The organism is Bradyrhizobium sp. LB14.3, from assembly GCF_040547985.1.
Taxonomy (GTDB): Bacteria; Pseudomonadota; Alphaproteobacteria; order Rhizobiales; family Xanthobacteraceae; genus Bradyrhizobium.
The window spans coordinates 1-25,203 of record NZ_JBEPQT010000022.1; the positions used below are offsets into that span (position 1 = coordinate 1).

Here is a 25,203-nt window from a genome sequence, read left to right on the forward strand (position 1 = left end):
GCACGCCCAGCATGAGACCGCGGGAGAAGATTCGAATCGCGGACAGGCGCACGGCGATTTGCAGGCTTTCGAAGATGGCTCCGGGGCCGGCAAGCAACACGCACAGCATCCACAGGTAGGTGATTTAGATACTGCCAAGCTGCAGCGGGATATACCAACGGCGTCCGTAAATTCTGCCAACGACGCACATTCGGCGTTGAAGATTGCGACTGCAGGAAAGAGCGGGCCTTCTTCCGGCAGCGCAGATCAGGCCAAATCAGCGGTTGGCACCGAACTTGGCGATTCCTTTCATTTTAAAAATGGCGCCGACAATACGTTTTCAGACATGTATGACCTACAGCAACTGAGCCACGGAAATGGAAAAACCTATGGAGATGGTCAGCATGCTGTTGCACGCGAGGGGCCGGAGCCGGTCCAGGATGCTGACGGGATTGATATTTCAGATGCGCACCACGATCACTCAGGGCACGCCAATCTCCATGCGGCTCACGATTTGATTGCGTAGCAATTACTGATCGAATGGGCCGTGCTGCCTTCAGAACAGCAAGATCATCCGTGTCGGCCAAGTCGGCGTTCACCACAGCATTCGAGCATCCCCTCGAGGCGCTCGCGACGCCATCAAGGCGACCCACGATAAGATCAAGGTATCCAGGGTCGTAGAGGAGCTGCTCGATGGCTGGACGGGACCTACAAGCCGAAGGAGTAGCCGTCGCCTCGGGACCTCTCGGCGCTCTCCCGCGACATCACCCGGCTGCTATATTCCTGAACAAGCTCAGACAACGCCCACTGGATGCGGGCATTAAAGGTCAGACCAGATGGTGAGCGACGGCTTGAACGAGGGAGTGGTAGGCGACACCGCGAAGCTGGTGGCACATCGGCTGATAGCGCGGAGCTTCGTCGCGCCCCTTCGTTGGTGGAGAGGGCGAAGGCCGCTCATGCCCGCCAGGCCAAGCAGTTCGCAGCTGGCCCTTCGTACGCGAGTGGGAGGACCGAAGCAGGTTGGACGCGAGGCCCTTCACGACGCCCCCGTCGTTGAGCCGTCCAAATGGACGTCCTTTTTGCTGTCCAATCCCATCCCAAACCTCCGTCCAAGCCGGCGGCTTCTTTCGCACAGCTATACCGATCCCTAAGCAAGGGTTCCGGCTAAGCGGTTACAGCCGTTCACCGCACCCGCCGGCTCAACACCTGAGCGGCTGCCATTCGGCCTGTTCGCCGAGATGCAGAAGAAGCGGAAAGAGGGACTCCAGGTTGGTTTACCGCGAAAGACAGTGAGTCCGAATTATCGGGCAAGATCTGGCGCGGATTAGCAACTCCGAGTTATCGAGCAAGGTCTGGTGATCTCCGCTCTGCACACAATGCCAAACCTTATCACTGCGCTGATTGAACCTCTCGCCGAGGTCCCTATAGCTGCCTTCGAAAGAGCCAAGCCGATTGAAACCGGGAAAGGCGTTGATTGACAATTACGTCTCGCCCGGGTGCCTCGAATCATTCTGTGGCCTTCGAGTGCACTGACCATGGCCATGCCAATGACGGTTGTGGTTTTTTGGCTTGCGGCCGCGCCGGGCTCGGCGTCGGCTTTTGCGTCTGGGCGACATTGGCCGACTGCCGCCGACGCGGCAGTGGTATTTCGGGCATCACCTTTGGCTCTTCAGGCATCACAGTTGGCTCTGAGGCATTGGCGATGATGTGGGCGAGTTGTTCCTGGCTTGCGTTGAGCCGCTCCGTAAGCGTCTGACCGTCGCGCGCCATCTGCATCTGGGTCGCCTTGATCTGGTCGATGGTACTATTGCTGCGTGCCATTTCTTCCCGGCTCGCCTTGATTTGGCTCACGAGATTTTCATTGTCGCGGACCAATTGTTCTTGTCTCACCTCGAGCTGTTCGACCGTTTGCCTCAAGGCAGCGAAATCGTGTGCCATCGGTTGGAGCTGTCGCGCAAACTCGGAAGACAGGGCAACAGCAGTCGGCGCAACGTCTTTCGGCGCGGCGGCGTCCGGCGCGGCCTGTGTCAGGGGTGCCGGGTTTGAGGGGGCCATCTTCGCCGTATCAGCGGAGGATGACCACCGCCAGGCAGCGACACCAATGGATGCTGCCAACAGAGAACCGACGAAAGCCACGTAGCGCCGACCCGCCGAGCGATGAATCGTTGCCGGCGGGGCGCGAGACGTCTTCCTCCTGGTCGGCGGGGCCAAAGGACCGACTTCCTCTTCGTGCGCCAAGTTGACCCGGTTAGAAAACTGCTCCTCCAAGCTTTTCGTGATCTGCTCTTCCGCGAGCTTGTCGTCCAGCGTGGAATCCATTTGGTGCTCCATCAATGCAATGGCACCCCACCTGAGAGCGATCCGCGCATCTGCGCTACGGCGAGCTAACATTCAACGGGATGCAGATGGTTTTTGAGCCTGCGAAGCTTTCCCAGGGATGAGCATGGAACTGCACGTCACGTCGTTTTTTTTGCCAGCTCACCCCAGAACTATACGGGAGCTTTTAACGCAGACGAGGAGGCGAAACTATGTTGATGGCCGGACAACCAGGGAAGGAACCTTGACCCTTCGCAAGCGCTGTCCGCCATTCGGCGCGGGGTGACGTGTGATCGCGGAGCCTGGTCGGGGTTGCGCAGCCGGCTGAGCACCGGCGGCGCGCTGAGTGGCGCAAGGCCGAGGTGGAGGCCGAGCGCTTTCGCGCAGAATGTGAGCAGCTCGATGCCGCGCGGTCGCCACATCTTGCCCAAAATCAAGTGGCGTAATCGGCGACATCAATGATCAGAAGACACGGCGGTTGTACCCGAGCCTGATGATCTTGAACGGCCCCGGAGTGCTTCACGCGCCGGGGCCGTTTTGGTTTGGGTATGGCTTGTGGCTACCGGGTGCGTAGTAGCACGCCGAATTGCTTTATCAAGAGCAGTCCGAGATTTGTTGATGCCTGACGATGATTATCGTGGTGGTGCTATCCATCGTATTGCGGATCAAACGCAGCTGGACGGTGTTGAGATCGACAAGATCATCTGGGACGTTGCTTCCACATTGCAATGATGGTGAACGCCTGTTCAATAAAGTTTCGCGGCTGTTCCCGGAACGGCGACATTCCCCACTGGTTGGTATCGTAACCAGCAAGGGAGATGCACAATGAGGAAGCATTGTTATGTTCTCGCCGCTGTGACGGCACTCAGCGTGGCAGCACCGACGCTCGCCGGTGCTCAGGAGTTCGGTTTCCGGATCGGTGGCGACCACGGATATTATCGCGACAGGGACTACGGATATGACGGTGGCTTTGATCGCGGATGGCACCACGGCTGGTACAATCATAATCGAGACCGCACGGTAGTTATTAGGCGTCAGCATCATTGGGACTACGACGATTAACGAAAATGGCCCCGACATTCGAGGCCATTTTTTTGCTTGCGCTATCAACCGCGAAGGGCCCTTCGCTGCGAGCAGGTTCGCGCTACATCAAAGGAATGTGGACTGCTCCGCCTACGCAATATCGGACCAGTATCGCTGGCTCTGAGTTCTTCGCCTTGGGCCCATCAGCGAAGTGACGGCGCACCCCGTTGAGATCCGCTTATTGAGGCACGGCGGACTTGCTCAGGTTGACTTCTTCGCATTTTCACCCAGAGCTGAGTCAGCGGACTCGTCACGACGAGCTAAGCACACGGCCACACAGCATGCTAATCTCAGCCGAGATCGTCCTAAAGTCACAGGGTTTCTCAAACCGCCGCACGTCCTTGAAGCGGTGGGGCATAGCATCAGCACCGTAGCCGGTTACAAAGATGAAGGGCTTCCCCAGACGAATCAATTCGTCAGCAATCGGGTAGGCTAAACATTCGCGCAGGTTTATATCGATCAGGGCAAGGTCAAAGGAATCCGTCTGGATTGACATTGCATCCCTAAGTTCGGCGACCGGGCCGATCACCTTGCAGCCAACTAACCGAAGCGCCTTCGCCAAGTCATCTGCCAGGAAGTATTCATCCTCAATGATCAGAACGCGGCAGCCCTCGATTGAACGTGCTACGTGGCATGTCATCATCTCGCCTCTTGACGTCAATCCTCGTTCTGGAACAAACGTGAATCGGTGGTTCCCAGTTCCGCTAGACGGCCCTCGTGTCCTTTGTGGAGGAACCAAGCTGCGGTGTCTCTACATCTCAAAATGACAAAATAGTCCGTATGTTCAAATGCGCCTCCGGCGAGCACACTTGGATGGAGGACGAGACGTAGGACTCGCTGTTGGCGCGGCCTCTTTCGGTTGAATGTCGCCTGCTGGCGTTGAGACTTGCCCGCCTGTCCTGAGAATGTCCCTTCACCGGCGTAGACCGGAAGTCGCCTGATCCGGTGAAGCCGACGCGACTAGACCGGAATTCGCCGACACTAATAAGCCGTACCGTCCAGCGCGACACGCCCGCAATCAGCGTGACGGCGGAGCGCTTGCCTCAACTCGCCAACGAGCAGCACACTCACATTCTGAAAGGCTCTTTGGGCTCACAGGTTGGGTTGCTGGATCTCGGATGCATGCTTCTTTACGCAGCGATCTTGTATTGAGCCGCCCGTGCATTCTTTGTAGTGCTCAAGAAGCTCCCCATCGGCTAGGTGGCCCCAGTACTCCGCCTCGGCGAGCAGCTTCCAGCTTTTGTCAGGATGATATGCGGCGCTCTGTCGGCACAACGAGGCCATCGCGCGCAAGCGGCGTACAGCTTTCATTCCCTTCCTCCCGTCCTTCTTCTACTTTTTCCCACCTTAATTTCTGTTTTTGCGTCAGAGTCATCATGATTATAATCCAGAAGTATTTTTAGGTTTTTCCGATCGCCGACCAATCGGTCGATGGCGCGCTTGCTGCGAGAAACTTTCGTTTGGGCTTCGGATCGCGCATTCGTTCACGCGCGGTGCGCTGCCGGCGGGCATTCGTTCCGCACTTGGAACATTGTAGGTCGCTGCGCCAATGAACCGACCGGCAGTTTGTGTCTGGTCTATCCGTATCACCAACCCCGGCCCGCCATTCGGCGGCGCTGCTGCCTCGATAAGGCAAAGGGCCAGTCTCAAGCAGGCGTAGCTCGCCAGCATGCGCGACCTCGAACTTGATGACCAACTCAATGATGGGCGAGAGGAGCGCTAGTCGCACGGATTGCTGGATCAGGTGCGGCTCGCCCCGCACCAGCAGGTCACCGCCGGGCGAGGGTGGGCGCACGCACCCAGAAATCGTGTGCATCGTCTGTCGTCAGCGTTATCGCACGTCCAAACTTCATCCCGTTGCTCGCGCGGCCCGTTGGTGCCCCAATTAAGGAATTTGTCACCGGTTGTTGTCACCATCTCACCATTGCAGATGAGTCGCGGTTTGCGGCCATGGAATTGCTGAAGTGGTTTGAACGCGGGCAAGACCAAGGATTGGTGGTCTCTTTCAGGAGGGAATGCCCGGAGTATGGACTTCCCGGCTAGTGTGGCGCCGAGCAGTACAGCTCAGCTAATTGATCCCAACTTACGGTCGGTATACCGCGCCGCCAAAGCTATGCTGCGGCTATTGCTAGCATCTGTGTTTTTGAACGTTGTTTTGAGCGAGGCGCCTAATGAAAGACATCTCATGGTCTGATCTCGATAACGATGAACGGCGCGCTATCGCAGTATTGGGAGCCGGGCTCTCCATCGAACTGTGCGACCCTCTTGCGCTTCTGACGTTGCGGCGGATCGGGCTGATCGTGGGGTCCCATTTGACGACTGCTGCAGACGATTTGCGAAGAGATGCCGTTTCGAAGAGTGTCGCGAGCTAAGCCTTGCGGTGGGTGGTAGGAGTTGGATCGGGGAATGCCAAACGCAATCGAGCTCATTGTGGACGGCTACGTCAGCTTAAATGACAGGAGGGCTCTTGACGATTTGCGCATGCAGCGCCGGAAGCTCGCCGTGGACTTGAAGGCGCTTACCGGTTTTGATTGCCGGACAACGATCCAGCAGATCGAGGAAGATATCGACGTGATCGAGGCAGGGCTGGCGCGGTTGGATGGCGCAACGACGGGATAGCCGATCTGTTCGCGTTTCTATCTGCCGTCGATCTTCTTTGCCCCCACGCACTAGGATCATGAGCACACGGCCGTTGTAATTCTTTGGCCTCATCCCATGGTGCGCCATCCAGCCATCGCGTTTCCTCGTCGGTCGTCAGAATGACCGGGGCATTAGCTTGGGCGGATCAGCCGGCCCACCTCGTTTGGCGTTGTCCTTGCGAAGCCTGAGACCAAATGCGGCCCCGGCGCCTGCATCGAACCAACTTTTTGAAAGGGACAGACATTAAGCGTGAACTTCGAGCTAAAATTTTCCGTAGTTTCCGTTTGCATCAATGGAGTACGCTGTTGTCCTAGAGCTGGGGGGCGCGGGGATGACGCACTACCGAGCATATCTTTTGGATCAGAAACGCCACGTTATAAGCGTGGCTAAATTGCAGTGTGCCGACGAGCAGGAAGCACGCGACCGTGCTCAGCAGCTAGTTGATGCCAACGACATCGAGCTATGGCAGCTTGATCAACGTATTGCAGTGTTTGAGGCACCCACAAGCAGAACCTCGCAGGCGGCGGCAGAGGAAAGCGTTCAGCGGGCGCAACCTCCTACAACGAAACCTAAGTAAAGGCTGCGATCAAAGTAGGCGCCAGTACGAGCGCCGTTATTACCGGTTTGAGGCGGAACGCCATCGTAGGCTGCGTCTCAGATGATCGTGAAGCCCCGCTATGGACTGGGGAAGCTTGCGCCGCGGTCTCATCAATGGCTGGCGATCGCGCCAACGGGGGCTTCGTGATCATCAGTCATACCTTGACATGAGGACTTCGTGCGAATGTTGTATGGATCGATGCAGGAGCACACGGGAGGATCGCTATCACGGCGATGGCGCTTGGCCGCGAGGTTTAGGCGTATGCTTAGTCAGTACCGCGATGGCCCTCCCACGGCATTCAAGCTGACTCGGCGGAGGGTTTTGGGAGGCGTACTTAGCGCGGGCGGCGTTGCGTTGCTACGTTTCATGCTCGATTACCTGCATGGCAACCTCTCACAGCAGGCATCGCCGGTCTCGATCGCCGATGTTGGCTCGAAATTCGATGCCGTGGCGATGCGTACGCGGTTCGCGTTCTGACACATTCATGTAGAGACTGGTTCGGTTCTCTGCGCGCCCGAACGAGCTCCATGGTCAAACCTCCCCAAAATACGGCCGAAGCAGCGCCGGGCAGGGCGCCGCTCGTTGCCCGCGTCCAGTTCGGCCCTTCAAGAGCCGGCGTCTTCGGCGAATTGCTGTTCTCGCTCGCGACACACTGAGCTTGGTGCAGGTAAATAAGCGCCGAACTTTGACCCCGCATTGCCTCATCAAGAATGTTACTGGACAACTTCTCGCCGATGACTGCAGCGGCGCCACCAAATTGCTTCGGTGGCCTCTATGGCGGGAAAGATCAGCATGGGCGCGCGGCGCGAGGTGTTGTCGGCGGTGACGGAGCGTTACCGGTCGGCCAAACGGGCGGAGAAGGGGCGGATCCTCGACGAGCTGTGCGCGACGACGGCTTGGCATCGCAAGCATGCGGTGCGCGCACTCCGACGGCGCGCAACGATTGGGCCCGGCGCGGTCGAGGCACCTCGAGGCTGCGGAAATCATGCGATTGTCCTTTTCTCATCGGTGTCCGAAATCGGTCGATGCGTATTTTGTCATCCGCCGTCACAGCGTTGGGAGTGATTTTGATGTGAGCGTGTTAGTTCGTAGCGGAAGCGGACAACACACTACGCTCTCGGCACAATGTCGGTTTGTCGCGCGCCGCGATCACCCGTTCGACATCCTGCTTCAGCAGATAGACAGAGACGGTCAGCAAGACGAGATCCTTCAAGAGGAAGGCCGCGACCATTCCCATGGCGGGGAATCCTCCGGCGCCGAGATCCCAGGCGTCAGGAGCAAATGGCAAGATCGTAACGGTTGCAATGAATGTGCAGCAGGAACCGAGGGCGCCAAGTACACCCAGTTTCTTATTCCAGAATCCCAGGAGCAGTAGCGAACCAAAGGTCCATTCCGAAGCTCCCAGAAGAACGCTAGTGCCGCCGATACCCAAGACCGGAATCGTCCAGAAGATAAACGGGCCGTGGGTAATCAATGGCACAAGCCCTTTGATCTCGGATTCAAACCATTTGTCATACCCGAACCACGCAAAGATGATCACCATCGAGGCACGGAGCAGGTGATAATCAAGGTCGCGCCGCAGCAGGACCGAACGGCCGAGCGTATCGATAATGAAGTTCATAGTGTGCTTTCTCCTGTTGGCGAAGGGGACGGGGACATCGCATGGTGGCTGAGCAAGGGATAGGTCGGGGAGGGGAATGCCGTCGCCAGTTGCGGCGGCGTCTCTCAGTCAATGACCTGCGATCTGGCCACCATCAACGTGAATGGTTTCCCCAGTTACAAAGTTGAGGATCGCCTGGGCAATATCCTCCGGTTCACCCATACGCTTGAGAGGGTGCAGCGATGCCACGGCTTCGTATGTCTCGGGAGCGTGAAGATGCGTCTTGATCATGGCGGGAGCCACCGCATTTACCCGAATGCCGCGGGAGGCGTATTCGATTGCGAGACCCCGCGTCGCAGCGGCAAGACCACCCTTGGTTATCGACGCCAGAACGGCAGGGACGTTCGAGTTGGCGTATTCGACTAGGGTCGTGGTGATCTGGACGACGTGACCGCGTTTCTGCTGTAGCATCGCCTTGATGGCGTGCTGGGTGATAAAGAAGAAGCCGTGCAGATTGGTCGCGAGAACGTCTCTGTAGTTTTGTTCGGTGTATTTCTCGAACGGCCCCGGGAATGAAGATGCCGGCGGTATTGATCAGCGTGTCGACACGTCCGAACCGCTCGAGGGCAGACTCGATGACGCGCCTTCCGGTTTCCGGATCAGCGATGTCGCCGCGAATTACGAGACAACCAGGATCGCAGGACGGTGCAATCGAACGAGAAGTCGCGACAACGTGATAATCGCGGCTTCGATATCCGTCGACGATTGCCTCGCCCAGGCCCCCCGAAGCCCCGGTGATGACAACAACCTTCTGATCCGTGTTCATAGTACGCCTCGTCTGGTTGTGCTGTCCTTCAGCGACAAATACTTAGACGGCGTGCCCCAACGCGAGACCATGGCGCTTCCGAGTGGCATTTCGGCGGAACGTGAGAGGCCTCTCGATCCGACTCGGATTGCCGAGGGTCTCGTCGAATGCAGTGCCTGTTGCAGGGTGCCCTCTGTAACGGCAGCTCACAACCTGGCGATTATGATGCAGTAACGCATACTGAAGTATGGTTTCTCGAACACTGGCCCTCCGCAGGGCATCCGTAGACGCGGCTTTCTCGACACGGTCTTCGTGCGACACCGGCGAGCCAGGATGCTCGCCGGTGCCGGATCACAGTCAGCGTGTCTGCTATCGACGTGCCAAGCGAACCAGATCTTGTCTCAATAGATAGAAGGAGACTGCGAGCAAAACGACGTCCTTCATCAGGAACGGCACGTTGCCGGTCATCGCTGGAAAGCCTCCTGCCGCAGTATCCCAGCCCTCCGGCATGAAGGGAATGATAGTGACAGTTGCGACAAACGTGGCGGTTGAACCGAGCGCCCCGAGAACGCCAAGTCGCTTGTTCCAGAAACCTGCGAGCAGCAGCGAACCAAAGGTCCATTCCGAGATGCCCAGGAAATAGCTGGCGCCCGCATGGCCGAACACGGGATAGAGCCACCAGATCAGTGGCCCGTTGCTGATGAACGGGACCAGCCTCTCAAATTCGTACGGAAACCACTTCTGGTAACCGAAGAAAAAGAACATGATCACCATCGAGGCGCGAACGATGTGATAGTCGATATCTACCTCGAGCAGACCGGATCCCTGCAAGGTGCGGAGGAGAGGGCTTTGAGCAATTTTGGTGTTGGCAAGCGTAGTCATGATGCTGATCCTTGAGTCGAGATGACCGATGCGCCGCAGTCGCGTTACGCGACCGCTGGAAAGTCGATCTCGGTATCGTTGATGCGGTTGAAGACGTTGGTGAAAACAGTGGTTGCAAAAGCAAGGCTGATCTCGACGAGCTGAGCGTCGGTATAGCCGGCGGCCTTGATCGCGACGTAATCCTGATCGCTGACGGTGCCGCTGGTGCGCGCGAGCTTGCGAACGAACGTGATCAACGCATCGCGCCGGGTATCGCCGGTGGGTTGGCCGTCGCGGACCTGCTTCAGCACTTCCTGCGTTACGCCGACGAGCTTTCCGAGACGGCTATGGGCGGCGACACAATAGTCACAGCCGGCGGCCTCGCTGATAACGAGCTTGATGATTTCCTTGTCGGACTTGGCCAAGCTGCCGGACGCCAGCACGGTATCGGCCGCGAGCACGGCCTTGAGCGCAGCAGGGCCATGGGCGGCAATGGCCGCAAAGGTGTTCGGCACGCTGCCGATGGCCTTCTTGATCTGGGCGTAGAGTTGGCCGGACGGACCGGTGTCAGCTTCGAGGTTCGGGATGGAAAGACGAGACATGGTGGCACTCCTTGGCGGGTGGTGAAGATTGCAGAGCCACAGTATGGTCCCGATGTGAGATATTGAATGCCAAGATGACCTAGATATATGCTCATTCGTCTCACAAGGGGACGTTGCGAGGGCGGGGGACGATGGATTGGCTAAGCCGTCTTTTCGAGATGATGCCGGTGCACGGTCGTTTGGACCTGCGCTGCTCCTACGGCACGCCTTGGCGGATCGACCAGGGACCGGGAGAGGCCAATGAAATCCCGTACCATGCCGTATTGGCAGGCTCGGCGATGCTGGACAATCCGGCGGGTGGCCGGCCGCTGCAACTCAAGGCCGGCGACATCGTGCTGCTCCCGGGCAACCCGCGGCACATCATGCATGACGGCAGCGGCGCTGCGCCGTTGACGGTGCGCAATCGTGCGTCGCTCAATTTCACGATCAGCGAAAATCCCGGCTCGGACCAGCGGCTCGATCTGTTGTGCGGACACTTCTCGATCGCCCCACCCCACCGGCTGCTGCGCAATTATCTGCCCCCGATCCTGGTCGTGAGGGCCGGCGCAAAGGCTGGACAGCGGGATACTGCGGGGCAACTCGCGGGCCTGGTTGCCTTGATGCGCGGCGAGACGACAGACGATCAATTGGGAGGCCGCGCGATGTTGAACGCGCTGTCGACCGCGATGTTCGCGCTCGTGTTGCGCCTTGCCAGCGAGACCGGCGATACGCCACCGGGGCTGCTTACGCTCGCAGGTCATCCCCGACTGGCGCCGGTGGTCGCGGCCATGTTCAACGAGCCAGCGCGCGCGTGGACGCTGCCTGAGTTCGCGCAACTCGCCAACATGTCGCGCGCAACACTCGCCCGTCAGTTTCAGGAGAAGCTTGGGCGTTCCCCGAGTGATCTGCTGACTGACATCCGCATGACGCTGGCGACGAACGAACTGCGGAAATCGTCGATCTCGACCGGAGCGGTGGCGGAAGCGGTCGGATATCTATCCGAGGCAGCGTTCCAGCGGGCCTTCAAGAGCCACATGGGCATCACCCCCGCGCAATGGCGAAAGGCAGCGCAGACATCAGCGACGGTTGACGAACTGGGGCTGGAGAAGAGCAAGGGTGATGCCGGACATTGAAAAACGCCTGGGCAGGTGCGCTTGCGATGGCCGAGCCACTTCAACATCCGCGGCAGATGATCAGCTTGCGGTCCCGCATAAGATCTCGCTGTTGCTGCTCACGCTCCAACGCAGACAGAGAGTCCGATTGAGGTGCGTCGGCGCGCCTCGGCTGATGGTGGCCGATCGGCGCGAGCCAGGGCCGATGCGGCGTCAGCTCGGCCGAAGCGAAACGTTCGGCTGCACGCGCCGGCGGATCGCGGAGGGCGTCGATAGGGGTGCTTCGATCGGACGCATATGCGGGCGACAGCAAGGCCGCCAGGAAGACTCCTGCAAATGCGGAGCGGATCGAGCGTTTGCGGGTCGAAATCTGGGTCATGGTGGCACTCTCTTGGTGGAGGCTCGGGATGAGCGGCTCCGTTGGGACCACGATAGTCATAGACGCGAAAGGCTGAATGCCGCGCGATCTCGAAGACATGCTCGTTCGTCTCACAGCGATGGATGGGGGTGGTCCGCGCTGCGCGGTGTTGACACGGCCTCATTGGTGGATTGATTGAAGGTGTGGCCCGCGTAGCAGGCAGATCAGGGTTATCGCAGATGGCACAACCAATAGGACGCAAGGCATTGGCCAGCTCACAGGGCCGGCCGTTCGACAGAGCCAACCTTCCCGGCCAGGTCGTCCTCGTGCTGCAGGGCGGCGGCGCGTTGGGGGCGTACCAGGCCGGCGTCTACCAAGCACTGCAGGACGGGGGCATCGAGCCGGATTGGATCGTCGGCACCTCGATCGGTGCCATCAATGCGAGCCTGATTGCAGGAAATGCACCGCAGGACCGGCTGTCGAAACTGACCGAATTCTGGACCAGGATGCAGCGCGCGCCCCACTGGGACCTGCATCATGTCTTGCCGGGAGTGGGCGACAGATGGTCCTACTGGACGACATTGGTGCAGGGAATCTCAGGCTTTTTCACGCCCAATCCGCTCGCCCATATCACCGAGAATTTCCCGCTCGGAGCGGATCGCGCCGGCTATTACTCGACCGCGCCGCTCGAAAAAACCCTCTCCGAGCTCGTCGATTTCGATTTGATCAATAAGGGCAGTCCGCGTCTCACCGTTGGGGCCGCGCATGTGCGCACCAGTCGGATGACCTATTTCGACAGCCACCAGTGCAGGCTGGGCGTCAGGCACATCATGGCGTCCGGCGCGCTGCCGCCGGCATTCCCCGCGGTGCGCATCGATGGTGAGCTTTACTGGGATGGTGGCATCCTCTCCAACACGCCGACAGAAGTGGTGTTCGACGACAATCCGCGGAGGGACTCGATCATATTCTCCGTTCACCTCTGGAATCCCGCAGGCGACGAACCGAACACGATGGCGGAGGTCCTCAATCGCCACAAGGATGTGCAATTTTCAAGTCGGATCGCCAGCCAGATCGTGCGCCATCAACAGTCTCACCGGCTGCGCCACGTCATCAACGAGCTTGCCGCACGATTGCCGGATGCTGAGCGCGACAGGCCAGAGGTCTGGGAATTGATGAGCTACGGCTGCCAGACCCGGATGCACGTGGTGCAACTGATGACTCCACAACTCGATCGCGAGGATCACACCAAGGACGTTGATTTCAGCCCAGCAGGCATCAGGCAGCGCTGGGACGCGGGCTATGCTCACACCAGGTCCGTGCTCGCGCGCGAGCCGTGGGTCGGCCAGTTCGATCCGCTGGCCGGCGTGATCCTCCATGAGACCGATAAGTTCAGCGAGCTTGTCACCGAGTGAGTGTCTCCTGCGCCGGAGCAATTGCGCCGTACGGCATGACGATGTCTGGAGGCGCACGCTTCAAGCAGTGCGGTAGCCCCGTTCCTGGAGCACCCAGCCGTTGCCGTCCGGGTCCGAAAAGTCGGCGAAGCTGGCGTAGTCCCCGCGAGTAGGATCGAGTCCCGGCGCGAAGCTGCCGTTCCACGCGCCGGTCGGCGTCTTGTGCCTGATATCGCTGACCTGAACGCCACGTTCCAACAGGTGGCGGCGCGTCGCCTCAAGATCCGTGACGACGAGATAAGCGTTGCGAAGCGAGCCGGCGAGTGCCTCGGTGATTCCCTTGCCGATCTGGATCGAGCAGCTCGAGCCCGAGGGTGTGAGCTGCACGACGCGGAATGCTCCGCTCGGTGAATAGTCGACGTCGAGCGCGAAGCCGACCTTATCGACATAGAATTGCAGTGCGCGATCGACGTCGCTCACGGGAATCGTAATCACCTCGACCGAGAACTTCATGATGGCACCGTCTATTGCAGCCTTGCGATCTACAAATCGATGATGACGTCGCGAACCGGCCGCGAGCAGCAGATCAGGAGATTGCCGTCGGCCGGCTTGTCGAGCGGCAGCGGCTCATAGACCACCGCGCCGGAAATCAGGCCGGTTTCGCAGTTGTGGCAGACGCCAGTCCGGCACGACCAGCGGACCGGAACATCACATGCCTCGGCGAGCTCCAAAAGGTTCGCGTAAGCTGACGGCGTCCAATGGACCTCAATGCCGCTTCGCGCGAAGGATACGAACGGGCCGCTACCGGCGGCGTCCCTGGGCGGATGGGGTGCTCGTATGGCCGCACCGACGACGCCGGGCATTGATGACGCGCCGCCATTGAAGACTTCCATACGAATCAGGTCCGGCCTCATGCCGAACGTTGCGAGTGCCTGGTCCATGTCCGCCATGAAACGGGCCGGCCCACAGAGGTAGACATCCGCCTCGCGCGGGATACCGATGTCCTCGAAGACCCGTCGCGATAGGCGACCAGGAGCATCGAAATCTTCGCCGAGCCTGTCGCGCGGAGCCGGTCTGCTGTAGCAGACAAAGCTGCGACCCCGGGGAAGGGCAAGCATGAGGCGGCGGACTTCACCGGCGAATGGATGATGTCGCCCGTCGCGTGCAGCATGTACCCAGAAGACTTGTCGTGTCGAGTGGGTCGCGGCCAGGGCGTGCAACATGGCCAGAACGGGCGTTGCCCCGACGCCCGCGCTGAGCAACACCACCGGCCGCTCTCGGGATTGCAGGATGAAGCCTCCGCGCGGAGAACTGACTTCGAGGACATCGCCTGTCTGGACGAGGTTCTTCAAATAGTCTCCAGCGGCTCCATTCGGCTCGATCTTCACACTGATCCGATAGCTCTCGGTCGATTGAGGGCCGGAGAGCGAGTAGCTGCGAACGAGCGGCGGACCATCGGCGCGCGGAAGGCGCAGGACAGCGTACTGGCCGGGCAGAGGCAGAGGCAATGGCTCGCGATCCGGATGCTGCAGGGAAAAAGAGACGATGTCCACGGTCTCCCGATCGATCGCCGCAACCACGTGCGGAAGAAATCCCGGCGCGGCCGGATGAGCAGCGGTTGCCGGAGCAAGACCTGCATTGCCGCTCCCTCCCGCGCCTGTCGCTTGGCTCTGAAGCAATGCTTCAAACGACGAGCGCCATCCCGGCGAGAGTGCCCTGATCCGCAAAGCGCGCTCCAGCCGATCACGCGGGTGATCGGAGGAGTAGAGCAGCGCGTTGATCTCGGCGACGGTCATCTCGTCGCCGGCGCCAACCTCGCCTTCGTTCAGGACCCGAAAGTAAAATCCCGGCCGTCCGCTGGACGTCAGCAGGGCCGGCATCTTCGGCTCGTCGGTCCGGATGCCGACGCGGTAGCAGGTCACGCGAGGTTGAGTAACCTCGAACACAGCGCTGCCGATCCGAAAACGATCGCCTATGCAAACGGCATCGTCGGGCAGCCCTTCGATGGTAAAATTTTCGCCGAACTGTCCGTGGACGAAATCTGTGCGGTTCAACCGCGTCTGCCAGTAGCGATATGACTCGATCTGGTAGAGGAAGCATGCTCTCTGCTCACCACCGTGCCCACCGAGATCGCCTTGCCCATCTCCCTCTAGATTTAGCCGGCCAACGCGACAGCGACCGCGCACCGGAGTTTTCCAAATTCCCGTGTGTATCGTGCGGCCCCTCCACGCAATCTCGCGTGGAAGTCCGACGTTCACCGATATGAGGCACGCCATATGCAGCTCCGACTCGGCTGAGAGTGTCCTTGCCGTAGACCGCCTTTTCAAGCACCAGGTTCGCGGACTATCTCAGCGACGTCGAGATTTCGATCGGGCCCGTGCGGAACGACCGACTGGCCCGGCTCGAGATGCATCTGCTTGCCATCGAGATGGACCGTCACGATGTCTGGTTCGAACGATACAAAATTGGAGATGCGGCGGACTTCTGGGTAAGCCTCGGGATAGCACCATGCCGCCTGACGGGCGCCTCCGATGGAATAATAGCTGCAGAGGCCCTTGTACGGGCAGAAGGTCTGGAGTTTCACGGCGGTGAGGGCGGGCTCATCGACATCGGCACGTGGAACGTACCAGCGGGGTGCAAAGCCAGACTCGTAAAGGACCAGCGGCCGCTTTGTATCGGCGATGACCCGGCCCTCATGATTGACCACGAGGTTACGAGAGGTCTGGCGGATGTCGATGCGGTGATAGGGGTCGGCGGCATGACCGACGATGCGTTCATCCTCCTCATAGAACGCATCCATCGCCCGCCAGGCGAAGGCGATAAGACCATGCAAGTCGCTTGCATAGGCAGGCAGGTCGGTGTGCTGCCATGCCCCACGCTCAGCGATGTGTTGCTCGTCTACTTGAACGCTATACCAGGACGTGGGACCGAAGTCAGCGTGTTGAGTGACTTGTTCGGTGCGCTGCAGGACCTTTGGCGACACATCGGCCTCGGAAAAATACGCTACAGGGTAGCGACCTGTTTCGAAGAGCAGGAGGCACCGCTCGCTATCCGCGATCCAGCTTCCGCCCAAGCGCACGCGCATGCGACGACGCAGCGGCTCAATGTACAAAAGCCGTTTGGGCAGCGGCTCGGGGACAAGGAAGCGGCCAACCGCTCCGGTTGAAATCGGACCTTGTTGCCACGATAATCCCACATTTCCCTCCTCGTTGCGCTAGACGGTGTCGGATCCGTCCCGGCCTTTGTGGTTTCGCCCGAAGTATTCGGTCGCGTATATTTCGTGCGTCGTCCGGCTGGAGTTACAGGTGATCGCATATTTTGTGACGACCTTTTTCTGACGCCGACCAGCGACTTTGGAATATCGGCGCGACGGATGCGTGGCGATAGCTAAGGTTCCGCTCGCGGCAGACTCACGACAATTGTCGCACCGTAAACGGGATTCGGTCTCGCTTGGATTGATCCTCCGTGAGCAATCATGACGCGCCGGCATAGTGCGAGACCAAGGCCCATGCCGCCCTTTTTCGTGGTGTAGAGGGGATCGAACAGGTCTGCCGCCGGATCCTGGGGAAGGCTGACACCGTTGTCCTCTAACTCGACAACCACAGACCCTGATGAGCTAAATGTTCGGAGGCTCAACGTCCTTTGGCGGTCCGACACCTGAAGCAAGCTGTCAATCGCGTTCCGAATAATGTTTAGCATCACCTGAAGCAGCAGATCCATGTTCGCCTTGGCGACCGGCGGAGCCGAATCCAGGCATATCTGCGTTGCTACCTCTGCGAGAATGAGTTGCGGCTTCGAATATCTGAAGTGCCTCCTCGACGATGGAGTTCAACGACTGTTCCATGGGGTCGATCAGAATATTCGCGGACAACAACTGCAGGTCCGCGATCGTCCGCCCGGACCGACCTGCTATGGTGCGGATGCGCTGTATGGATCTCGTAGCAGAGGCGACGTTAGGTATCTCGCGGTCAAGCCAGCGCAAGGCGGCGTCGGCGCTTGAAATGATCGCTCCAAGCGGCTGATTGACCTCGTGCATGATTGTTCCAGCGAGTTCCCCGAGTTGGGTTAACCGCAGTTGGCGATCGCTTTCCTGCTCCGTTCCACGAAGGAAATTCCCCGCCGTCCTGACTTCAAACACATCCATCGCGACGCTCCCAAGCTCAGCATCGAGGTGATCTCCAACATCGTCGCATCCATCATCGCAGCGCAACATGAGGCCGATGCCAGCGACCCGTTCGCATTCCGCGGATATCTTACGAAGAGCCACGTCACAGTCTTTGAATAGACCTGACGATCGTTTTGGATGAATGTGATCGGGGACGACGACGACCGACCTCACTCCCAATGGTCGTCGAGAGCATCTGCTGACGAAGCAGGAGCCAAGATCTAGCGACCAATCATTATCCAGAAAATGGAGCAGAGCGATGAGAAGTCAGAGCGGGATGGCGGGAGAGAAGCCGTCAGATTTCTTATCCGATCCCAAAGACGGCATATGCCTCGTTCGAGAGGTCGCTGGTGCAAAATTCGCCAAAGCCGGCCTTAACAACGCGGTTCATACTCTGAGACGCCGAGAAGGCTCGGAAATGACTTCAATGCACCTCCGCGAAAATATGTACATGGTGACCGTATATCTTACGGACCATCCCGAAGCGCAAGACGTCTGGAAAGATGGTCATCACGCCATGCGACCAGCGATTAAGGCAGGAGCTATCTCCTATTCGACATGCGCCATCATTGGGAGGGCGACAATATGGCGCCGTTCGAGGCATTAAATTTTTTCGTCCCCGATCTCGCCTTTGACGAGACCGCACGCGAACTCGGTTCGACCTTCTCGGGTTTCCCCTACGACGTCGAACGAGAGTACAGGGACGAAATCGCGACGTCGCTTGCCCGCGCCGTACTACCAGCATTAAGCCGGCCGGCGGAAATCCCGATGCTATCGTCGACCACGTATTCTCTGCGCTGCGCACACGCTTGCTTGTTGCCTATTGTGGATTGCACCGTACTGAATCGATGGCGGGATCGAAACTTTCCGGTCACGACGTGGCTCGGATCGAAGAGCTTCTTCTTGACGACGTAAGCGCAGACCGCTCGGTCGCAGAATTGGCTGGCGCTTGCGGACTTTCCGCAGGGCAGTTCTCGCGCGCTTTCAGGCGAACGCTGGGAACGTCGCCACACCAGTGGCTTCTCGAGCAGCGGATAGCACGTGCCAAGTGTCTGTTACGGGGAAAGCAATCGATCAGCGAGGTCGCATTCGAGTGCGGCTTTGCGGATCAAAGTCATCTGACCCGCGTGTTTTTGCGAAAGGTTGGGATGACACCCGGCGAGTGGCGGCGCGCCAAGTATTCGGACGCGTAGTCCCCGCACGGTGGACGAGCGATCATCAAGCACTTCCTGAGCGTTCTAGCCGACGCTCGGCCCGTCGTCGATCGGAACGGTGAACTGAAAGACGGCTCCGCGCGGCTCATTGGCGGCCGCCCATAGTCGACCACCCTGCGAGATGATGATCGAACGACATATCGACAGCCCAACGCCCAAACCACCCGGCTTGGTAGTGTAGAAGGGTTCGAAGAGCCGTGCCAGGCCCTCTGGAGACAATCCTGGCCCTGAATCCGCAATCGATACGACTATACTCTCGGCATCTGTCCTCGCAGTTCGGATCAGCAGCTCTCGCTTGCCCTCCGCTGTCTCGCTCATGGCTTCAATGGCGTTCAAGATCAAGTTGAGCGTCACCTGTTGCAATTCGACGCGATCTCCGGGGACTTTTGGCAAACGGTCAGCAAACGCCGTCCGGATCGAGACGCCGTTCCTGGCCGCTTCGACTTGGGTGAGCTCGATGACTTGAGCGATCACGTTGTTGATAACCAGAGAGTCCCGCTTGGGCGGTGCCTTCTTCACGAGATCACGAATGCGCCCGATGACCTCGCTTGATCGGATACTGTTCTCGACAACGCGCGTCAGCGCCTTGCGCGCATGCTGCAGCGCGGGCGGGCGGTGGTCTAGCCAAGTCAATGCAGCCTGAGCGCTGGAGATGACCGCGGTGTTTGGCTGGTTGACCTCGTGAGCAATCGACGCTGTCAGCTGACCCATCACCGCGACACGGTTGGCATGGGCCAACTCCATCTGAGCTTCGCGGTAACGCCGCTCCCGCTCCTGCAACTCCCGGTACAGACGGGCGTTATCGAGCGAAGTCGCAGCCTCGGACGCGAGAAACCTGAGGATCGCGATCCGAGCGGGGGTAAAGACGCGCGTGGCAAGGTTATTCTCGAGATACAGAAAAGCGACCGCCCTGCCTTGCTTGATGAGTGGTACACACAAGGCCGATCGGATACACGCCTGGCGGATGTATTCGTCGCCACCGAACGTGCTGCTCGTCGATGCGTCGTCAAGCACGACGCTTTCTTGCGTGCGGGCCGTGTAGAGTATGATCGATAGCGGCACTTCGGCGGCAGAGATGGGTGAATTGGCCAAATCAAGAGCAACCGAGCCGTCCCCAATCAATGCTCGCGCCCGGACTCTCAACTCCGAGCCTTCCGGCAAAATCAGCACGGCACGTTCCGCACCGGCGTGTTCGATGGCCGAACGCAGCAAGGTCTCCGTTAGCTTCTCCAGTACGATCTCTCCTGAAACGGCCTCCGACACTTTGAGAACCGTCGCGAGGTCCAGATGCTCGACAGGTGAACCGATCGTACCAGCGGCGTTGAGCACAGGTCCTGTCTCTCGAAGGCCCGGGTGGAGCTCCTCGAGCTGGCTGACCTTTGCCGTCGCGCCCCAGCGCGCGTAACAATTCCTTGCTTTCATCAAGTAAGATAGGACGACCGTGCGAATGCCTCGCGCCTCATAGAAAGCTGCTGCGCGCTCTGCGGAAATCGCTTCGACCTGCGCGAACCCGGCTTCGTGCGCCAATTGTGTCGCTTCTTCGTACAGCTGTTCTGCCTCAAGCTCGCGGCCTTCGATGCGCGCAAGCTCTGCGGCAATCAACGCGCAACGAGCGGCGAAATTGGCCTGGCAGCGATCGGACCACGCCACCAGCTTTCGATATTGTTCTCGAAGGCAAATGAGGTGTTGCCCTTGATCTTCGGCTCGTGCCTCGTGATAGGCGGAGGCATGGGCAAGCCCGGTATAGAACCGATACTCGGCGAACTCAGAGTAAGCTCTGGCGCACCACGCGTGCTTGTCGGCGCATCTGGCAATAGCGACGGCGCTAACGTTATGTCCGGAAAGGACCTCGAGCTGGACTTGCACGGCGTAGCTGAAGAACGAACTCAATGGTTCCGCGGTGGCGGAAGCCTCAATGGATCCCGACTTTCCGAAGTGTCCGGCATCGCGTCCCATCAGACCAAGCGCAAGAGCCCGTTGGGTCGCGAGGCATTCGGAATTCAGCCTGATGCCCAAGGCTTCCGCAAATGCCAGCGCCTGCTCAACGTGCAATAGAACGCTTGGAAGTGGTTCACCGCTGAATAGATCCATCGCCAATAGCCCCCGATGCGAATACGCCGCGAAAGCCAGATCTCCAGTGGTCAAGCAGAGTTCAAGGGCACGCTGAATGAATGACCGCCCTGATCGGATGGGACGAATCCAGGGCGTTACATGGAGGCCGAATACCAGAAGCGCTCGGCCGCTCAGCCCTGTCTGCGGCTGCATATCAGCGAGAGCCGCGCCAAACTGCGACAGCCGGAGCGCAAGTTCCGTATCGGTTGAATTGCTCGCGAGCGCGCCGAATATGGCGGTCAGCGGATAGCACGATTCCGGGCTGATCCCATGCTCAAGTGTCAGTCGAGTGGCCTCCATCAGCATGATGTCGGACAAGTTGCGATCAGTGAGAAACGCGGGTGTGACAAGGTCCGCTAAAACGCGCATAGTCGCACGATGGTCGGGATCGGTCATCGGCGGTAGTGCACGAAGTTGTTCATCAGACAATTTCGCGGCCACGCGCCGGAGGCGGTCTCGAGCTTCGTCGACCTCGCTGCGGCCGGGATGAGGGCGCCAGTCAATCGCGGTCTTCCGCAAAAATGTAAGGCAGACGTCGACCGCCGGTTCGAGCTGGCCCGCGGCGGTGTACAGCTGCGCTCGAAGCCTGGCGACCTCAGCACTCGCTTGAACATCCGAACGACTTCGCGACAGGCCTATTAATTCCGCTTCCGCGGTAGTTAGATCGCCAAGAAGAAATTTGCATTCGGCGTAAAGCAGGCCGATCGCAAAGGCGTCCTGGCCATTTCTCGGAGGCCGTTGTTCCTCATGCAGTCTGCGGGCAGTTTCTAGGTAGGTTACTGCGGAGTGGTAAGCTGCCGCATTTCGCGCGCGTTGGCCCGCAGCGAGATTGACGTCAATAATCTTCTCGCGTTCGTCGCTGTTCTTCAAAGCGGCGACGCCGCGATTGAGCTGGTTGGCAACAATATAGACGCGCTCGTTGGTGTCGTCTTGCGTCAGATGTGCTGCCAGCGCCATGCCGATTCGAAGGTGCAAGGCCGTTCGCTTGTCCCGTTCGGGTTCGAGCGCATAGGCGGCCTCCTGCACGCGATCGTGCACGAACGCATAGGAGCTCTTGAGGCGCCGGACCAGCTCAAGGTGGGCGGCCTCCCGCAAATCCGCGTGAACCTTCTGCTCCGTTGTTCCGTGCACGAGGCAGAGAATGTCGAGCTCGACGCTGTTGCCCAAGCACGCCAACTCCAGCAAGGCGTCGCGTGTCTCGCCGCGCAAGCCGGACAACCTGCCGACCACAAGATCAGCGACATTTTCGGCGTAGCTCTTTTCATTGATGTGAGGGAGATCCCAGCGCCACTGTCCGTTGTGATGATTGAATAAAAGTAGTTCCTCGTCGGCCAGTGTTTGCAGAAACTGTCTAAGAAATAGAGGGGTTCCGTCCGTTTTCTCGTATATCAGCTGGGCTAAAGGCAAGGCGAACGGCAGATCGCAATGAAGTGCATCAGCCGTGAACTGTTCGACGGCGCCGCGCGTGAGGGGTGTCAGGTTGATTTCCTGGACCCGTTTGCCGGATTCGCGAATCTCGGCGAGTCGCGGTGCCAACAGATGTCTGATTTCGACATCGTTGTCGCGATACGCGGCGATGAGAAGTAAATTTCGCTGATCAGATCGGGTCAGAAGATATTCGATCAGATCCAGCGTTGCTACGTCGAGCCATTGCAGATCGTCGAGGAAGAGCACGAGGGGATGGTCTGGCTTGGCGAAGACACCAATGAAGCGGATAACGAGGAGTTGGAAACGCCGTTGCGCATCACGCGGTGAAGCGTCCGGGACAGGCGGTTGATCCCCAATTATCAGACGTAGTTCCGGCACGAGATCAACCATAAGTAGAGCAAGCCGGCCAAGTGCTTCATCTAGCGCGCTGCGCCAAGGCATCAGATCGGCTTCGCTCTTGGCAAGGAGGCCTCGGATAAGCACCTGAAAGGCCTGCGCGAGCGGTGCGTAAGGCACATCGCGCTTGTGCTGATCGAACTTCCCTGATCCGAAAAGCCCTCTCGACGGGGTCAGTGCTTTATGCATCTCGTCGACGAGCGCGGACTTGCCTATGCCGGACGGGCCAGACACCAGGATCAATTCGGGCATACCACTGCGAGCGATGCGGTCAAACGAGGCAAGCAGCGCCTTGGTCTCGCGGTTCCTGCCGTACAATCTCTCGGGAATCAGAAGACGGTCCGGCGTATCGGTTTGAGCCAGAACGAAATGGTCGACCCATTCTCGCGCGTCCCATTCCGCGAGGCAGCGCTTGAGGTCGCTCCTGAGGCCTGCGGCGGTCTGGTACCGGTCCTCTGCCGTCTTGGCGAGAAGCTTCATGATGATAGCCGACACAGCACCAGGTACGCCATTCGTCCGCTCGGCGGGCGGAATGGCTCGTCTTGCGATGTGGCAGTGCACCCATTCCATCGGATTGGCCGCTGTGAACGGCAGTGCGCCCGTCAGCATTCGGTACAACGTCACGCCAAGCGAGTACAGATCACTGCGGGAATCGACGGACCGGTTCATGCGGCCGGTCTGTTCGGGCGCCATATAGGCCAGCGTGCCCGCAATCGTCTCCGCTGCTTCGAACTGCTGTCGTTCACGCGGCAGGCGAGAGGCTAGGCCGAATCCGGTGATCCGGACCTCGTCCGCCCCGGTCACCAGGAGATTTACCGGCTTCAGATCCTTGTGAATCAGGCCGCGTCGATGGAGATGGTCGACGACCGTGGTGATGGCGACAGCCAATCGCAAAAAGCGATCCAGATTCAAAGGAGCGGTGAGTAGTCCCTCGAGCGGTTCGCCGCCGGGGTCTTCCAATATCAACGAAGCTCGACCGGCATTGCGGATCAACTCCACAGGCTGTACGGCCCAGCTTCGGTCGAGCTCATTGCGCAATGCGAATTCGTTGGCGAGGTGCTCGAGGACTACAGCCGGTGCATGTTCCGCGATGGCCCTTACGACCAGGACACTAGTGACGTTGCCATCGTCGCCCCGGCGCCATTGGCGGCAAAAAACACGTTGTCCGTCATCCCACAAGATCTCGGGACCGACATCTCCGTTCGCGGGGGTTGTCGAAGATGCGTGCATCTGCCGGACTCCGGAACCGGCCGCTTCGAGGAAAAGGCGCACCGTGTTTTAATCGACCCTTCGTCAGCGTACTCTCCGCAGGATTCCGACACAACGGAACTCATCATTTGAGAGCCCGGCCGCTTCGTTTGGTTTCCGAAGTAGGCTGGCCAAAGACTGAGTGCGACTGTGTGCATTGCGATGCGCTGATCGTCATGCATCGGAAGAGCAGCTTCAAACCTTGAGCATTTGCCGATAGTGCTATCCGCGTTACAGGTAGATTGCAATCTGCCGGCAGCTTTCAGTAACTCTCGCGTGAGCTCCGGATGTGTCTGAGTTTTTCGGTTTCGCCTGTAACCAGGTTGTGTCCGTTCGCGAATGACGTGCTGAGACCGTGCTGACCCGGCCCGCGGCGCACGGCTGAAGCGATGTTGGAGCTTGCAGCATGTCCGACCTTCCTCTGATCGTCTTCGATGTCAACGAAACGCTTCTCGATCTTCAGACAGTGGAGCCGGTCTTCAACCGGATATTCCGAGGTAAGGTCGATGTGAGACTTTGGTTTGCGGATCTCGTGATGTACTCGCTCGCCCTGACGGCGGCAGGCTCTTATGTGCCGTTTACCGATATCGGTGCTGCTGTCTTCAAGATGCTCGCGGACGCTCAAGGCATCAGGCTCGCGCCGACAGATAGCGAGGAGCTCAGGGAAAAATTCACCACGATGCCGCCTTATCCGGAAGTATCGGGAGCATTGCGGAAACTGCGGTGCTGGTTTTCGGCTCTTCACTCTCACTAACAACTTGGCCGAAATTCAAACCCTCCAGCTCGAGCGCGCAGGAATCGCGGGATTCTTCGAAAAATCGTTCAGTGTGGACAGCGTCAAGGCCTGCAAGCCGTGGCCGCAGACCTACGCCCACGTCGCTCATGAACTTGGAGCCCAGCCCTCTCAACTCTGCATGGTCGCCTGCCACGCTTGGGATACCCTGGGTGCGGTGGCGGCCGGTTGGGAAGCTGCGTTTATCAGGCGGGCCGGCAACGATATCCTCGGAGTTGGTCCTCAGCCGCAAATCATCGGCCGCGATCTCGTCGATGTTGTCGAGCAACTCATCGCCCGTCACATTGCGCGAAGATGACTTGTTCGTCTCGGATTAACCGGCGCTAACGCAGCGCATTTCGTCGAGTGGGCGCTGCTCTGGCTGGGCCGCGGAAACGAAGCCGGCTGTCCGGACAATGCCCTGCTTGACAAGGTAGACAGCACCTCCAAGCGGCGCAATTGGCCAAGAGCAACGCAAGGTCGCGGCGGAAAAGCTGACGGCCGGCAGGCAAACCCATACCAAAGTATGGGTCTGTGCATCACA

Annotated in this window: 22 protein-coding genes and 1 pseudogene; 9 read left to right on the forward strand and 14 right to left on the reverse strand. The window is 59.1% G+C overall.

All coding sequences use genetic code 11. The features are described 5' to 3' along the window. Positions 1 to 505: hypothetical protein (locus tag ABIB00_RS29350; RefSeq protein ID WP_354106745.1), on the forward strand; the 505-nt coding region annotated here is incomplete at its 5' end. A gap of 980 nt (positions 506 to 1,485) precedes the next feature. Here ABIB00_RS29350 and ABIB00_RS29355 read toward each other — a convergent pair. The 3 genes from ABIB00_RS29355 to ABIB00_RS29365 form a co-directional block, all read right to left on the reverse strand. Beyond that, positions 1,486 to 2,298, reverse strand: a complete 813-nt coding sequence (locus ABIB00_RS29355) for a hypothetical protein (protein WP_354106746.1) — start codon at positions 2,296 to 2,298, stop codon at positions 1,486 to 1,488. A gap of 1,330 nt (positions 2,299 to 3,628) precedes the next feature. Next, the gene (locus ABIB00_RS29360; protein WP_354051730.1) at positions 3,629 to 4,021 is read right to left on the reverse strand and encodes a response regulator; all 393 of its coding nucleotides are present in this window, start codon (positions 4,019 to 4,021) and stop codon (positions 3,629 to 3,631) included. A 449-nt stretch (positions 4,022 to 4,470) separates the two neighbouring features. Further along, positions 4,471 to 4,689 carry a hypothetical protein gene (locus tag ABIB00_RS29365; RefSeq protein WP_354106747.1) on the reverse strand — a complete coding sequence of 73 codons (219 nt, stop codon included), beginning with the start codon at positions 4,687 to 4,689 and terminating at the stop codon, positions 4,471 to 4,473. Between the two features lie 1,095 nt (positions 4,690 to 5,784). Here ABIB00_RS29365 and ABIB00_RS29370 point away from each other — a divergent pair. Then, a complete protein-coding gene (locus ABIB00_RS29370; protein WP_354051727.1) occupies positions 5,785 to 5,997 on the forward strand; it encodes a hypothetical protein in 213 nt (70 codons plus the stop codon). Positions 5,998 to 7,390: 1,393 nt separating this feature from the next. Beyond that, positions 7,391 to 7,681 (forward strand): hypothetical protein, encoded by a 291-nt coding sequence (locus ABIB00_RS29375; RefSeq protein WP_354106748.1) that lies wholly within the window; start codon positions 7,391 to 7,393, stop codon positions 7,679 to 7,681. A gap of 16 nt (positions 7,682 to 7,697) precedes the next feature. On the opposite strand, the gene ABIB00_RS29380 is transcribed toward ABIB00_RS29375, so the two are convergent. From ABIB00_RS29380 to ABIB00_RS29395, 4 genes and pseudogenes are all read right to left on the reverse strand, one after another. Further along, positions 7,698 to 8,237: a YkgB family protein gene (locus tag ABIB00_RS29380; RefSeq protein ID WP_354106749.1), complete on the reverse strand. Its 540-nt coding sequence runs from the start codon at positions 8,235 to 8,237 to the stop codon at positions 7,698 to 7,700. A gap of 108 nt (positions 8,238 to 8,345) precedes the next feature. Next, positions 8,346 to 9,042, reverse strand: a pseudogene (locus ABIB00_RS29385) (SDR family NAD(P)-dependent oxidoreductase). Between the two features lie 348 nt (positions 9,043 to 9,390). Further along, positions 9,391 to 9,903, reverse strand: a complete 513-nt coding sequence (locus ABIB00_RS29390) for a YkgB family protein (protein WP_354106750.1) — start codon at positions 9,901 to 9,903, stop codon at positions 9,391 to 9,393. Positions 9,904 to 9,947: 44 nt separating this feature from the next. Then, the gene (locus ABIB00_RS29395) at positions 9,948 to 10,484 is read right to left on the reverse strand and encodes a carboxymuconolactone decarboxylase family protein (RefSeq protein WP_354106751.1); all 537 of its coding nucleotides are present in this window, start codon (positions 10,482 to 10,484) and stop codon (positions 9,948 to 9,950) included. A gap of 131 nt (positions 10,485 to 10,615) precedes the next feature. Here ABIB00_RS29395 and ABIB00_RS29400 point away from each other — a divergent pair, with 131 nt between their 5' ends. After that, on the forward strand, positions 10,616 to 11,596 hold the full coding sequence (locus tag ABIB00_RS29400) for an AraC family transcriptional regulator (protein WP_354106752.1): 981 nt from the start codon (positions 10,616 to 10,618) through the stop codon (positions 11,594 to 11,596). A 40-nt stretch (positions 11,597 to 11,636) separates the two neighbouring features. On the opposite strand, the gene ABIB00_RS29405 is transcribed toward ABIB00_RS29400, so the two are convergent. Beyond that, on the reverse strand, positions 11,637 to 11,954 hold the full coding sequence (locus ABIB00_RS29405) for a hypothetical protein (protein WP_354106753.1): 318 nt from the start codon (positions 11,952 to 11,954) through the stop codon (positions 11,637 to 11,639). Between the two features lie 245 nt (positions 11,955 to 12,199). Between ABIB00_RS29405 and ABIB00_RS29410 the strand changes: the two genes are divergently transcribed. Next, positions 12,200 to 13,345, forward strand: coding sequence for a patatin-like phospholipase family protein (locus ABIB00_RS29410; RefSeq protein WP_354106754.1), 1,146 nt, complete (start codon positions 12,200 to 12,202; stop codon positions 13,343 to 13,345). Between the two features lie 60 nt (positions 13,346 to 13,405). Here ABIB00_RS29410 and ABIB00_RS29415 read toward each other — a convergent pair whose 3' ends face one another. From ABIB00_RS29415 to ABIB00_RS29435, 5 genes are all read right to left on the reverse strand, one after another. Next, a complete protein-coding gene (locus ABIB00_RS29415) occupies positions 13,406 to 13,837 on the reverse strand; it encodes a VOC family protein (RefSeq protein WP_354106755.1) in 432 nt (143 codons plus the stop codon). Positions 13,838 to 13,866: 29 nt separating this feature from the next. Further along, a complete protein-coding gene (locus ABIB00_RS29420) occupies positions 13,867 to 15,600 on the reverse strand; it encodes an MOSC domain-containing protein (RefSeq protein ID WP_354106756.1) in 1,734 nt (577 codons plus the stop codon). A 47-nt stretch (positions 15,601 to 15,647) separates the two neighbouring features. Further along, the gene (locus ABIB00_RS29425; protein ID WP_354106757.1) at positions 15,648 to 16,520 is read right to left on the reverse strand and encodes a DUF427 domain-containing protein; all 873 of its coding nucleotides are present in this window, start codon (positions 16,518 to 16,520) and stop codon (positions 15,648 to 15,650) included. 191 nt (positions 16,521 to 16,711) lie between these two features. Then, entirely contained in the window at positions 16,712 to 17,044 is a 333-nt protein-coding gene (locus ABIB00_RS29430) for an ATP-binding protein (RefSeq protein WP_354106758.1), read from the reverse strand. Beyond that, positions 16,995 to 17,468 (reverse strand): sensor histidine kinase, encoded by a 474-nt coding sequence (locus ABIB00_RS29435; RefSeq protein ID WP_354106759.1) that lies wholly within the window; start codon positions 17,466 to 17,468, stop codon positions 16,995 to 16,997. The genes ABIB00_RS29430 and ABIB00_RS29435 overlap by 50 nt, the downstream gene beginning before the upstream one ends. A 606-nt stretch (positions 17,469 to 18,074) precedes the next feature. Here ABIB00_RS29435 and ABIB00_RS29440 point away from each other — a divergent pair. Further along, positions 18,075 to 18,404, forward strand: coding sequence for a hypothetical protein (locus ABIB00_RS29440; RefSeq protein WP_354106842.1), 330 nt, complete (start codon positions 18,075 to 18,077; stop codon positions 18,402 to 18,404). Beyond that, a complete protein-coding gene (locus ABIB00_RS29445) occupies positions 18,338 to 18,682 on the forward strand; it encodes a helix-turn-helix domain-containing protein (RefSeq protein ID WP_354106836.1) in 345 nt (114 codons plus the stop codon). The genes ABIB00_RS29440 and ABIB00_RS29445 overlap by 67 nt, the downstream gene beginning before the upstream one ends. A 45-nt stretch (positions 18,683 to 18,727) precedes the next feature. Here the strand turns inward: ABIB00_RS29445 and ABIB00_RS29450 are convergent, their stop codons facing one another. Next, complete coding sequence (locus ABIB00_RS29450) at positions 18,728 to 23,869, reverse strand: trifunctional serine/threonine-protein kinase/ATP-binding protein/sensor histidine kinase (protein WP_354106761.1); 5,142 nt, start codon at positions 23,867 to 23,869, stop codon at positions 18,728 to 18,730. Positions 23,870 to 24,293: 424 nt separating this feature from the next. Here ABIB00_RS29450 and ABIB00_RS29455 point away from each other — a divergent pair, with 424 nt between their 5' ends. After that, complete coding sequence (locus tag ABIB00_RS29455) at positions 24,294 to 24,641, forward strand: HAD family hydrolase (protein WP_354106762.1); 348 nt, start codon at positions 24,294 to 24,296, stop codon at positions 24,639 to 24,641. Between the two features lie 4 nt (positions 24,642 to 24,645). Further along, positions 24,646 to 24,978, forward strand: a complete 333-nt coding sequence (locus ABIB00_RS29460; protein WP_354106763.1) for an HAD family hydrolase — start codon at positions 24,646 to 24,648, stop codon at positions 24,976 to 24,978. The last annotated feature ends 225 nt before the right edge of the window (positions 24,979 to 25,203 follow it).